The organism is Neobacillus piezotolerans (assembly GCF_003362805.1).
In the GTDB taxonomy this organism is placed as follows: Bacteria; Bacillota; Bacilli; order Bacillales; family Cytobacillaceae; genus Bacillus_D; species Bacillus_D piezotolerans.
In genome coordinates this window covers 27,858-40,420 of sequence record NZ_QNQT01000012.1, presented here as the reverse complement: position 1 = coordinate 40,420, position 12,563 = coordinate 27,858, and the positions used below count along the sequence as shown (strand labels likewise).

The following is a 12,563-nucleotide window of genomic DNA, read 5'->3' as shown; positions in this document are numbered from 1 at the left end:
ATAGTGAATCATCAATTCAGATAATGAATTTAAAAACAAATTTATCACAATAAAAAATTGGTGTAAACAAGTATTTAAAATATTTTAAAAACATTTTCTTTTAAAGCAATTCAATATTTACAATTAATTATCACGGTGCTAAACTTATTTTTAATTCATTTAATGAATCACTGTTTCAAATAGTGAAATAATAGGAGGCTGCTTATGGGGAAATATATAATTAGAAGATTCATTGACTTTGTACCCACTATTTTTGTCGTGGCAGTAATAGTCTTTATCATCACTCGGATGATTCCCGGAGATCCCGCGGCAGTCATGCTCGGGCCCCAGGCGAGTGTGGAAGATATTAAAGCAATGAGGGAAAGCCTGGGATTGAATGAACCTTTATATGTTCAATTTTTTCAATATTTAGGTGATTTGTTAACTGGTAATTTTGGGGTTTCCCTCACCTACAATGAGCCGGTTGTCCAATTAATCCTCGAACGCTTTCCAAACACCCTTATTCTTGCCATCAGCGCCCTGATCATTGCTTTCCTAATAGGCGTTCCAGCGGGCATCATTTCTGCTTCTAGGCAAAACTCGTTCTTGGACTATGCTGTTATGCTCGTTTCCTTAATAGGGGTTTCGATGCCCATCTTTTGGCTAGGGGTTATGCTTGTCCTTTATTTCAGTGTCAACCTTGGCTGGTTTCCTGCAACAGGAATGGGGGATATGAGCGAAGGCATCATCCCATTTTTAAAGCACCTTGTTTTGCCGAGCATTACGCTAGCGACAATCCCGATGGCCACGTTCGCGCGGATTACCCGCTCCAGCATGCTTGAAGTCATTTCGCATGACTATATTAAAACAGCCCGTTCCAAAGGGTTAAGTGAATTCATTGTTATTTGCAAGCATGCCTTTAAAAATGCGCTGACTCCGCTGTTAACCGTCCTCGGCATGCAAATATCGGCCCTGCTTGGTGGGGCGGTGCTGACAGAAACGATCTTCAGCTGGCCGGGAATGGGGCGTTTGATTGTTGATGCGATCGATAAAAGGGACTTTGTTGTCGTTCAGGGAACCGTCCTTTTTATAGCGGTAATCTTTGTGCTTGTGAACCTGCTCGTGGATATCATGTACAAAGTTGTGAATCCGAGAGTAAATTACTCTTCAGGTAAAGGAGGCAGCAAATAAATGGCTGGAATACAAAGTTCAGTTTCACCGGCTCAGCCAAACCAAATCCATGTTAAAAAGGAAGCGGGAATTTTTAAAAAGCTGATAAGAAACCGGCTGGCTGCCATGGGGCTGACAATTATCGCCGTGATGGTTTTCGTTGCTATTTTCGCTCCGCTCCTCGCCCCATACCATCCCAATAAGATGGATGTCGCCAATTCCCTCGCTGTACCTGGTTCAAAGGGGCATCTGCTTGGAACGGATAACTATGGCAGGGATTTGTTGAGCCGCCTTATATATGGAGCAAGAATTTCTTTGATAGTCGGTGTTTCGGCTGTAGTTTTCGGAGCTTTTTTCGGAACCCTACTTGGACTATTGTCCGGCTATTTCGGAGGCAGGCTTGATTCAATCATTATGAGGACGATGGATGGATTATTTGCGTTTCCATTTATTCTCCTTGCGATTACCTTGATGACGGTCCTTGGGCAGGGGCTGATAAATGTCATTATTGCCATAGGAATCGCCAATGTCCCCGGCTTTGGAAGGATCGTCCGTGGACAAGTTTTAAGCGTAAAAGAAGAGGAATTCATCGAAGTGACAAGATCGCTCGGAGCGACCCATTCACGGATTCTGTTCCAGCACGTTCTGCCCAACTGCCTCGCTCCCTTGATTGTATATGGGACAATGAGCGTTGCCGGGGCAATAGTATCTGAAGCGGCTCTTAGTTTTCTTGGACTTGGGGTTCAGCCTCCAACCGCTTCCTGGGGAAGCATCCTGAAAGACGGAAAGGACTTTTTGGTTTTAAGCCCTCATATGGCAACATTCTCGGGACTTGCCATTCTGCTGACTGTTCTCGGCATAAATTTGTTTGGTGATGGATTGCGTGACGCGCTCGATCCAAAAATGAAAGTTTAATAGCCGGAGGTGAAAGACATGTCGGATTATTTAGTAAAAGTCGAAGATTTGGAGGTGCACTTCCGTTCCTCTTCTTCCATTGTAAAAGCAGTGAATGGAGTCAGCTTTGCTTTAAATAGAAAAGAGACGCTGGGCATCGTAGGAGAATCCGGTTCGGGGAAGAGTGTTACTGCAACTGCCCTGCTCCGCTTGATCCCAAGCCCGCCTGGAAAAATTGCAGGAGGGAAAATCCTTTTTGAAGGCAAGGATTTATTATCCCTGACGGAAAAAGAAATGCGTTCTGTAAGAGGCAATGAAATCTCGATGATATTCCAGGATCCAATTACAAGCCTGAATCCTGTCTATACAGTAGGGAACCAGATCATTGAGGTGATCAGGGCCCATCGTAAGGTATCGAAAAAAGAAGCGAAACAGGAAGCAATCAACATGTTAAAGCTTGTTGGAATCCCTGAAGCAGAAAAACGGATCGATATGTATCCCCATGAATTTTCTGGAGGAATGAGGCAGAGGGTCATGATTGCAATCGCCCTTGCCTGCAATCCTAAATTGTTAATTGCTGATGAACCGACAACTGCCTTGGACGTAACGGTTCAGGCGCAAATTTTGGATTTGATGAGAAACCTCCAGGAGACAATCGGCACCTCCATCATTATGATTACCCATGATTTGGGAGTCGTATGGGAAATGTGCGACAAGGTCATTGTCATGTATGCCGGCAATACGGTTGAATCCGGAAGTGTTAAAGATATATTCGATAATCCCCTACACCCTTATACTTGGGGGTTGCTTGATTCACAAATTACAAGCGAAGTTGGCGAGGGCGATAAGCTTTCAGCCATTCCGGGGACGCCTCCTGATTTGAGGCAGGAAATCCCTGGCTGCCATTTTGCCGCCAGATGCCCCTACGCCCAGGAGATTTGCCATACGGTAAGGCCGAAGCTCGTTGAGGTTGAAGACAGCCACTTTGCTTCCTGTCATTTCCAAACCAGTGACGAAGGGCTGAAGAGAAAGGAGAAGGCATACCATGGCTGATGCAATTTTAAAGGTAGAAAATATCAAGAAGCATTTCCCCATCAGCAATCCGCTTCCTTTTAAGAAATCAACACAAAGCGTGAAAGCTGTTGACGGTGTCAGCTTTGATGTCTATCCTGGCGAAACGCTCGGAATTGTCGGGGAATCAGGATGCGGGAAGTCGACAATGGCGAGATTGATCAACCAGCTGATACGCCCGACTGACGGGAAGGTTCTTTTTAAAGGCCAGGATTTGGCTAACCTGGCTGAAAAAGACCTGCGTGATTCAAGAAAATCGATTCAAATGGTTTTCCAAAACCCATATGCTTCGCTAGACCCGCGGAAAACGATCCGGCAGCTGTTATCAGAGCCATTGGAAATCCATCGTGTCGGAGACAGGAAATCCAGGAATGAACGGGTCATGGAGCTCCTTGAAGTAGTGGGCTTAAGCAGCTACCACGCAGACCGGTATCCGCACGAATTTTCAGGCGGCCAGCGCCAGCGCATCAATATTGCCCGCGCTCTGGCTTTGAACCCTGATGTAATCATATGCGATGAACCTGTTTCCGCCCTCGATGTATCCGTTCAGGCACAGGTAATTAATCTTCTCAAGGATTTACAGGAAGAGTTCGGCTTGACCTACATTTTTATCTCCCACGATTTGAATGTGGTGAGATATATGTGCGACAGGATCGCGGTAATGTACCTTGGCAAGATTGTCGAGATTGGCACATATAAGGAAATTTATGAAAATCCGCTCCATCCATATACAAAAGCCTTGCTGTCTGCAGTACCGACAGAAAGCCCTTATGAGAAAAAAGAAAGAATTATCCTTAAGGGCGATGTGCCAAGCCCTGTTAATCCGCCGCCGGGCTGCCATTTCCACAAGAGGTGCCCATTCGCGATGGAAATTTGCAAAACTGCCGTGCCCGAATTGGAACAGCAGGATGCACGGCAGCAGGTTGCCTGCCATCTATACCAATCATAATTTTGGAGGAATTCAACTATGTCATTGAAGCATGTTATTGAAGTTTTGGAAGTAATGGACAACATCAATGTAACAGGAAACGATATTAAAGCATACATTGAAGGAATTTCCCCTGAAGCGGATATTACCGTCCAAACCGTCGAGGGAAAAGCCGGGTCAACCGATTTTGTTAAAATTGTGATCGCTGGAGTAGACGGGAAGTCAAAAGGGGGTACAGCTCCAACTTTAGGGATCATAGGCCGCCTTGGAGGAATCGGCGCGCGCCCTGAAGTAAAGGGATTTGTTTCTGATGGGGACGGCGCCTTGTCCTGTATAGCCGCCGCGGGAAAAATTCTTGATATGGCGGGAAAAGGAGACAAGCTTAAGGGAGATATTATCCTGACCACCCATATTTGCCCGACTGCGCCAACACTGCCGCATGACCCGGTTCCATTCATGGATTCACCAGTAGATATCCTGACAATGAATCAATATGAAGTGACAGAAGAAATGGATGCCATCCTATCGATTGATACTACCAAAGGAAATATAATCACAAACCATAAAGGCTTTGCGATTACTCCTACAGTTAAAGAAGGATACATTTTGAAAATAAGCAGCGACCTGCTTCATATTTATACCCAATCAGCCGGGATCCTGCCGGTAACATTGCCGATTACAACCCAGGACATCACCCCTTACGGAAATGGCGTCTATCACGTAAATAGCATCCTTCAGCCCGCAGTCGCGACCAAGAGCCCGGTGGTCGGCGTGGCCATTACAACCGAAACAGCGGTTGCTGGCTGCGGAACAGGCGCGACCCATCCAGCGGATGTTGAGCAGGCAGTCCGTTTTGTCATTGAAGTTGCCAAGCTTTATGGCGAAAACAAATGCTCATTCTATGATGCGGAAGAGTTTTCACGTCTGGAGGCATTGTACGGAAAAATGGATCACTTGCAAACTAAAGGAAATCAGGTGGCATTGGGATGAGCGATTTGACTACGTTGAAGCAGCAATTAATCGATGAGGTAGAATCCAGGAAGGATGAATTGATCGAGCTTTGCGGTTCTTTGATAAAAATCCCGAGTGAAAACCCCCCGGGTGACTCAACGGAAATTTCTAAATTTATCGAAGGATATTTAGGCAAATATGGTCTTAAAACAGAATGGCATGAATCGGCAGACAAAATGTTCAATTTAATTTCCAGCATCGGAATCGAAGAAGGGAAGCATTTGATTTATTGCGGCCATACTGATGTTGTTCCAGCCGGAGATCGTTCAAAGTGGGACTTTGATCCATTCTCTGGTGAAGTAGTGGATGGCTGGCTCCTTGGAAGGGGAGCGAGTGATATGAAAGCCGGACTGGGGGGCATCATATTCGCCTTTGCGTTATTAAAACGTTTAAATATCGACCTGCCAGGAAAGCTGACATTGGCAATCGTTCCTGATGAAGAAACAGGTGGGGAATTTGGTGTTCCGTGGCTGCTTGAAAAGGGATTAGTAAAAGGTGATGGCTGCCTGATTGCGGAACCATCTTCCCCTCTGAATCCGACCATCGGGCAAAAGGGCTCCTACTGGTTTGAGCTGGAAGTCTTCGGCACACCTGGACACGGCAGTTTATCCCCGGTCGCGGGCGGCAATGCCATTGTCGATGCGATCGAGGCGATTGAAAAAATCAGGTCATTATGGGATATGAAAATCACCATTCCTGAAGAGGTAAAAGGCTTAATCGAAGTTTCCCAACGGTATATGCGAGAAGTGGAAGAGGACCGGGAGAAGTTCCAGCCTGTACTCGAGCGAATTACGGTCAATGTTGGCACAATCCAGGGCGGTACAAAATCCAATGTCATTCCAGAGAGCTGTAAGGTCCAGGTTGACTGCCGCCTTCCATTCGGCGTCACACAGGATGAGGTTACCGCTTACCTGAAAAAAGAACTTGATGGGCTTGGCATCCGTTATGAAATCCGTCAATTCGGCTTCAGGAGCAATGCAAACCACACATCCGCCGAGGATCCAGTCTGCCGCTCCATTGTTGATAACATTACATTCGTTACTGGGGAAAATGCGTACGGAGTCATGCAATGGGCTAGCAGCGACGCGCGCCACTTCAGGGAGTATGATATCCCTGTGCTGCAATACGGGCCAGCCTATCTCCCAAGCATCCATGGTTACAATGAGAAGGTACAAGTGGAAGACATCGTCCGCTGCGCGAAAGTGTACGCCGCCGCGGTTATCGATTTTCTTTATGAAAATAAATAGGGTAAAGCAGCCGAGTTATAATAATACTGGCTTGTATTTCCATGCAGTTATCCTGTCCAAACCATTCCCTCCCTTGGAGATTGGCGGGATAACTGTTTATTATTGAAAAAACGATTGCTTTTTACCAGAATTAGAGATGTAATGGGAATTGCCGAATGGTTTTGAAGGGGGAGGAACTATGTGCTAAAAACATTGGATTTGGCATTGAAAGTCTTGAGGATGTTTACAAAAGAGCGGCCAGTTTGGGGAGGGCGGGAACTCGCCAATGAAATGGGCCTGAACCATACGAATATTTACCGCATCCTTGAAACGTTAGAGAAAAATAGGTTTATTTCAAAGGATAAGGAAACAAAAAAATATTCCCTTGGCTATGCAACATGGGAGTTAGGCATGATTATGTATGAGAGCCTTAATGTAACGAATTTAATTCGTCCGATCCTGGAACGGCTTCGGGACAAAACCGGTGAATCAATTTTTTTGACAGTCTTAGACAGGAATGAGGCCGTTACACTTGATGTGGTGGAACCGGAAAACAAGGTGAAATTTTCTGTCACCGCGGGAAGCAGGGCCCCTTTATATGTTGGCGCTTCCTATCGGACCATTTTGTCCTATATGCCTCAGGATTTCATTGAAGAAGTCATCCATTCCGATTTGGTGAAATATACGAAAACGACGATGACAAACCCCGATGAGCTTAAAGCGGAACTTGAACATATCAGGGAACGAGGATGGGCGAAAAGCCAAGGGGAATACACTTCTGATGTTATTGCTGTCGCCGTTCCACTGTTTGACCGGGGAGAAATCATTGGTTCCATTACCGTTTCTGGCCCAGTTTACAGGATGACGGATGATAAAGTGAACGAATACCTTCCATTGCTAATGGCTGCAAGGGATGAGGTTCGCAGTGTCATAGAAAGGTATCAACTGAAATTAAAAGTTTAGAGGCAGGAGGATGGGAAATTGTCGGATTTACTTGAAACAGCCAAATCAATTTTGAAATCAAATTTAAGCATTCAGGAAAATGAACAAATAATAGTTGTTTCGGATCCTGATTCAAACGAAGTTGCAAATGTTTTTTATGAAGCGGCGGCTTCACTGGGAAATGAAACGATGCTGATGAAGATGATGACACGAAAAAAGTCCGGCGAGGAACCCCCGCAGGCCGTTGCAGATGCAATGAAAGCAGCGGACGTAGTCCTTTGCATTACACATCACTCCCTTACTCATACAAAAGCAAGGAAGGAAGCGTCGTCCGCTGGGGCTCGGGTGGCGACAATGCCTGGAATAACAATGGACATGCTGCAGGAAGGTGCCATCACAGCGGACTATTCGGAAGTCGAAAGGCTTACCAATGAATACTGCCAGCTACTTCATGAGGGAGAATCTGTAACCATTTCGAAAGGCAATTCCAGTTTGACTTTTTCCATTAAAGGGCGCCAGGGTATTCCAAGCACAGGCGTCTTTCGAAATAAGGGGGAGTCAGGGAATCTTCCGTCAGGGGAGAGTTATATCGCTCCTATCGAGGATTCTGCGAATGGAACAATATTGGTCGACGGATCTATTGCGGGTATTGGTGTCGTGAGCGAACCTGTTTTATTAACGGTAGAAAATGGTAGATTGACGGACGCGGCCGGAGAAGAAGGAAAGCGCTTGCTCGAAATTCTGGGTGACGGGAACGGCAGGATTATCGCGGAATTCGGGATTGGCACCAATAAAAAGGCAAGGTTGACCGGCAATGTCCTGGAAGATGAAAAGGTATATGGTACGGTCCATATCGCCTTTGGCAGCAACAAACCGTTCGGCGGTATGAATGAAGCGGGAGTCCACATAGACTGTGTCATTACCGAACCGATTGTAAAAATAGATGGCAAAAAGCTGCATTTAAGTTAGCGATTTATCAATAAGGAAAGGGGCCTTTACCAGTTGGAAGGCCCCTTTTTACTATATTAGAAGTTAGGCAAAAGTGCATTAAGGATGTAAAAGAAAGTTGCCGCAATGGCCGCTGATATTGGCAAAGTGATGACCCATGTTAGGAGCATCGTTTGGGCCGTCCCCCATTTTACCCCTTTTAGGCGATGGGAAGCCCCCACACCGAGGATACCGGAAGAGATAACGTGTGTCGTACTGACAGGTAAATGGATATAGGTTGCCCCAAAGATAATCATAGCGCCGGTCAGGTCGGCAGCGACTCCATTGATTGGCCTGATTTTCATAATTTTCCCGCCGACAGTCTTGATGATTTTCCAGCCGCCGATTGATGTTCCAAGGCCCATCGCAGTTGCGCAGGCTAACTGTACCCAGAACGGGATATCCGAAGATTGGACGTATCCATTAGCAATCAGGGCCATCGTTATGATACCCATTGCCTTCTGGGCATCGTTGGTTCCATGGGTATAGGACTGAAGCGCTGCCGTCCCAATCTGGATCATCCTGAAGTTCCGGTTGGTTTTGGTCAGGTTCGCATCCTTAAAAACGAATTTAAAAATCGAATAAACAATATAACCTACGACAAAAGCCAGAATCGGTGAGAAAATCAAGGCTTGGAGAATTTTCAGGAAACCCTTGTATTCAATTATACTGAACCCGGAAGAGGCAATTGCCGCCCCCGCGATCGAACCGATTAATGTGTGAGAAGAGCTGCTCGGGATTCCAAAATACCAGGTGAGAAGGTTCCATGTAATTCCCGACAGGAGGGCTGCCATAATCACGACAGTACCATTCTGAAGGGTGAATGGGTCCACAATATCCTTTGTAATTGTTTTTGCGACCCCGGTGAAGGTCATCGCGCCGACGAAGTTCATGACGGCAGCCAGGATGATCGCATGCCGCGGCCTTAATGCCTTGGTCGACACCGAAGTGGCGATTGCATTTGCCGTATCATGAAAACCGTTAATGAAATCAAACGCAAGAGCCAAAATTACAATAGCTATGGTTAAGATAAATATATAATCCATCGTTTAGCTCCTTAGGCATTTTTCATGATAATGGTTTCGAGAGTGTTCGCAACGCCCTGGCAGCTGTCCGCGATGTCTTCCAGTGTTTCGTAAATCTCTTTGTATTGGATAATGCGGATTGGATCCTTTTCAACGGAGAATAAATGCTTGATTGACTGCCTTAAGATTCCATCGCATTTAGACTCATAATCTTTAATGGCGATTGCATGCTCACGGATTTGAAGCAGTTTTTTTGCCGCAAGAAGGGTTATGGCCTTCTCAATTTCAATGACACTGCTCTGGATAGCCGAAGTAAATTGCAGCATATAATCATCTGCATCCGTTATGGAATACATTTCGAAAAGTGCAGCGCAATGCTCCAGACCGTCAAGAACATCATCCATGCTGTTGGATAGATGAAGGATGTCTTCCCTTTCAATTGGCGTAATGAAAGCATCATTCAGTTCCTTGATGACAGAATGGATATACGTATCGCCTTTGGATTCATACTCTTTCATACTTTCCGAAAAAGTCTTTAGGTCGCTAACGTTTTTCAGCTTATAGTCTGTAAAATAATTGGTGCTTTCTTTTAGGTTCGCGGCAATTTCACTAAGAAGGGCTGTGAACTTGTCATTCTTTTTAAAAGCCATCATGGATTACCCCCGTTTATTATTGCGTTTTCATAATTGTGCCAAGCTGAATTATTGTAAATTAAATATGAAGCAATTGAAAAGTACTTTACGTTTTATTTACAAAAACTTAACATTTCCGGTAGAAAACATTTGAGTTTTTCAATTTAGTAAAGCAATTCCTTCTTTAAATATATCCTCCATTTAAGCAATAAAACTATCCAGGCAGGGAAAAGTTCCTTCTATATAGTGTGCAACTCCCGGACATTGAATGTAAAATCTGTATAAGGTACAAGGAGGGTGATTAAATGGATTCAATAAACGAAACTGCAAAGCTGCACAATGGAGTTGTCATACCGTATTTTGGGCTTGGCGTTTATAAGGTAGAGGAAGGAGCCCAAGTTGAAGGGGTTGTTGCCGAAGCGCTCAGACTGGGTTACAGGCTGATTGATACGGCGGCGCTTTATCAGAATGAAGAGGGAGTCGGCCGGGCTATACGCGAAAGCGGATTGCCGCGCGAAGACATTTTTATCACGACAAAAGTATGGAACAGCGACCAAGGTTACGATTCAACTATGAAGGCTTTTGAAACGAGCCTCAGGAGACTGGGGCTTGAGTATATTGACTTATACCTGGTTCACTGGCCGGTAAAGGGAAAATATATGGATACTTGGAGAGCACTTGAAAAGATTTATGAGGAAGGCAAAGTACGTGCTATCGGAGTCAGCAATTTCAATATCCACCATCTTGAGGATGTAATGGGGCAAAGCAAGCTAAAGCCGGCTGTCAATCAGGTTGAACTTCACCCCGTACTTGCCCAAAAGGAACTTAGGCAGTTTTGTGAAAAAAATGATATTCTTGTCCAGGCTTGGTCACCCCTTGCGAGAGGAAGAATCCTCGCTGACCCAATCCTTACGGCTATCGCTGAAAAATATGGAAAATCGCCCGCGCAAGTCATACTTCGCTGGCATTTGCAAAATGGCGTAGCAGTCATTCCAAAGTCTATAACACCTTCCAGACTAAAGGAGAACGCAGATATATTCGATTTTGAACTTTTAATGAATGACATGGATTTAATTAACAAACTGGATGCGGGCACGCGCTTTGGGGCGGATCCGGACAATTTCGCTTTTTAATTGCCGTACACTGCATGATTTCTAGCCTGCCGAGCCCTCGGCGGCTTTTTTTAGTAGGAACTGTTATATTGCCCCTTGATATGGAGAAAAATTGATTGTGTTTATTTTAATAAAATGGGGGTATTTTAATGGTACAAACAGTTAGGAAAAACAACAGCGGGCGAAGGCGTCCCAGATGTTACACCAAAGCTGTTTGTGGCTGCAGCAGCCGGAATACAAAGGCGCACTATACAAAACAACTACTTTTCAAGGAGTGAATTTAAATGAGTTTTCTTTGGGCATTAATTATTGGAGGAATCATCGGTTGGCTAGCAGGGATGATCGTAGGCAGGGATGTTCCGGGCGGAATTATAGGTAATATTATTGCAGGTTTCGTAGGCGCATGGTTGGGTACAGCGATTTTCGGTGACTGGGGTCCTGTAGTAGCGGACTTTGCAATAATTCCGGCCATAATTGGAGCAGTAATCCTTGTTTTCCTGCTAAGCCTGATTATGAAAAGCTTCCGAAGGTCAAATCATTAATAATCAGCGGGGCCTCCCTATATGGGAGGCCTTTTTTTGTGTGGGAAATTAGAAGAACCTGATTATCGCTTAAATCTTCTCCAAATCAATGCCTTTGAACATCGCCAGCTCGTCCGGGAACGGAGCATACACAACAATTTTTTCAAGTGTAATGGGATGGTTAAATTCCACCTTTGCCGAGTGGAGGGCCTGCCGTTTAAAAATTGGTTTGCCCCCATAAAGTAAGTCCCCGGCCAATGGGTGCCCCATATGGCTGAAATGGACCCGGATTTGGTGGGTCCTGCCTGTCTCAAGCCAGCAGGAAACCAATGTCAACCCTTTTTCATGGTCAGCTTTTAAAACTTTATAATGGGTTACGGCTACCTGGCCTGTTTTTGATACTCTCCTCCGGGTTGCATGGTGGCGGTCCCTTCCAATCGGTTCTTTGATCGTCCCCATTCTCTTCAGGCCGGTTCCCTGGACTCCAGCGATATAAGTCCTTTTGATCGCCCGTTCCTCCAGCATCCTGTCAAGAATGGCGCCAGCTAGAGGATGCTTGGCGAATAGGATAGCCCCGGATGTATCACGGTCAAGGCGATGGATTTGCTGGATGGATCCGCCGTCCCCCGAAGCCTGGAGGTAGGCGGAAACCCCATTGACAAGCGTTTCGTTGTCCCCGGGGGAGTTTGGATGGGTATTGATATAGGGCGGCTTATTGATAATCAGCAAATGGCTGTCCTCATAAAGAATGCCCAATTCCATGAAAAAGGGCTGAATTTCTGGAAGCTCGTCCCCGAATAGCAAGATATGGATTTTAGTTCCCTTAGGCAATGGTGTTTCCCAATCCACTTTTGTACCCTTCAAAAGAACTTTGCCTTCCATCCTGAAATTGTGGGCGATTTTTTTCGGAACCCCCCATTTTTCCTTGAAAATCTGCGCGGTTTTTATTCCATCCCAGGCATCGGGAATTGCCAATTCAAGGTAATTTCCCGCTCTTTTGGTATGCAGCATATGTACGCTCCTTTCTGTTCCCACTTTTGGATGTATGTGGATGAAATTACCATC

At 45.4% G+C, this 12,563-nt stretch carries 13 protein-coding genes; 10 read left to right on the top strand and 3 right to left on the bottom strand.

What is annotated here, in order from left to right; all coding sequences use genetic code 11:
- The first annotated feature begins 204 nt into the window (after positions 1 to 204).
- The 8 genes from DRW41_RS19180 (at position 205) to DRW41_RS19145 (ending at position 8,190) form a co-directional block, all read left to right on the top strand.
- Positions 205 to 1,170, top strand: a complete 966-nt coding sequence (locus DRW41_RS19180) for an ABC transporter permease (protein ID WP_115453645.1) — start codon at positions 205 to 207, stop codon at positions 1,168 to 1,170.
- Complete coding sequence (locus DRW41_RS19175) at positions 1,171 to 2,064, top strand: ABC transporter permease (protein WP_115453644.1); 894 nt, start codon at positions 1,171 to 1,173, stop codon at positions 2,062 to 2,064.
- A gap of 18 nt (positions 2,065 to 2,082) precedes the next feature.
- The gene (locus DRW41_RS19170; protein WP_115453643.1) at positions 2,083 to 3,096 is read left to right on the top strand and encodes an ABC transporter ATP-binding protein; all 1,014 of its coding nucleotides are present in this window, start codon (positions 2,083 to 2,085) and stop codon (positions 3,094 to 3,096) included.
- Entirely contained in the window at positions 3,089 to 4,063 is a 975-nt protein-coding gene (locus tag DRW41_RS19165) for an ABC transporter ATP-binding protein (protein ID WP_115453642.1), read from the top strand. The genes DRW41_RS19170 and DRW41_RS19165 overlap by 8 nt, the downstream gene beginning before the upstream one ends.
- A gap of 18 nt (positions 4,064 to 4,081) precedes the next feature.
- Positions 4,082 to 5,032, top strand: coding sequence for a DUF1177 domain-containing protein (locus DRW41_RS19160; RefSeq protein WP_115453641.1), 951 nt, complete (start codon positions 4,082 to 4,084; stop codon positions 5,030 to 5,032).
- Entirely contained in the window at positions 5,029 to 6,300 is a 1,272-nt protein-coding gene (locus DRW41_RS19155) for a M20 family metallopeptidase (protein ID WP_115453640.1), read from the top strand. The genes DRW41_RS19160 and DRW41_RS19155 overlap by 4 nt, the downstream gene beginning before the upstream one ends.
- Before the next feature lie 180 nt (positions 6,301 to 6,480).
- On the top strand, positions 6,481 to 7,242 hold the full coding sequence (locus tag DRW41_RS19150) for an IclR family transcriptional regulator (RefSeq protein ID WP_115453639.1): 762 nt from the start codon (positions 6,481 to 6,483) through the stop codon (positions 7,240 to 7,242).
- An 18-nt stretch (positions 7,243 to 7,260) separates the two neighbouring features.
- Positions 7,261 to 8,190, top strand: a complete 930-nt coding sequence (locus DRW41_RS19145; RefSeq protein ID WP_115453638.1) for an aminopeptidase — start codon at positions 7,261 to 7,263, stop codon at positions 8,188 to 8,190.
- 56 nt (positions 8,191 to 8,246) lie between these two features.
- Here DRW41_RS19145 and DRW41_RS19140 read toward each other — a convergent pair whose 3' ends face one another.
- Positions 8,247 to 9,254 carry an inorganic phosphate transporter gene (locus DRW41_RS19140; RefSeq protein ID WP_115453637.1) on the bottom strand — a complete coding sequence of 336 codons (1,008 nt, stop codon included), beginning with the start codon at positions 9,252 to 9,254 and terminating at the stop codon, positions 8,247 to 8,249.
- Positions 9,255 to 9,265: 11 nt separating this feature from the next.
- The gene (locus tag DRW41_RS19135) at positions 9,266 to 9,883 is read right to left on the bottom strand and encodes a DUF47 domain-containing protein (protein ID WP_115453686.1); all 618 of its coding nucleotides are present in this window, start codon (positions 9,881 to 9,883) and stop codon (positions 9,266 to 9,268) included.
- A gap of 287 nt (positions 9,884 to 10,170) precedes the next feature.
- Between DRW41_RS19135 and DRW41_RS19130 the strand changes: the two genes are divergently transcribed.
- Positions 10,171 to 10,998: an aldo/keto reductase gene (locus DRW41_RS19130; RefSeq protein WP_115453636.1), complete on the top strand. Its 828-nt coding sequence runs from the start codon at positions 10,171 to 10,173 to the stop codon at positions 10,996 to 10,998.
- A gap of 263 nt (positions 10,999 to 11,261) precedes the next feature.
- The gene (locus DRW41_RS19125) at positions 11,262 to 11,519 is read left to right on the top strand and encodes a GlsB/YeaQ/YmgE family stress response membrane protein (protein WP_115453635.1); all 258 of its coding nucleotides are present in this window, start codon (positions 11,262 to 11,264) and stop codon (positions 11,517 to 11,519) included.
- A gap of 69 nt (positions 11,520 to 11,588) precedes the next feature.
- Here the strand turns inward: DRW41_RS19125 and DRW41_RS19120 are convergent, their stop codons facing one another.
- Positions 11,589 to 12,509, bottom strand: coding sequence for an RluA family pseudouridine synthase (locus DRW41_RS19120; protein ID WP_115453634.1), 921 nt, complete (start codon positions 12,507 to 12,509; stop codon positions 11,589 to 11,591).
- Positions 12,510 to 12,563: the final 54 nt, after the last annotated feature.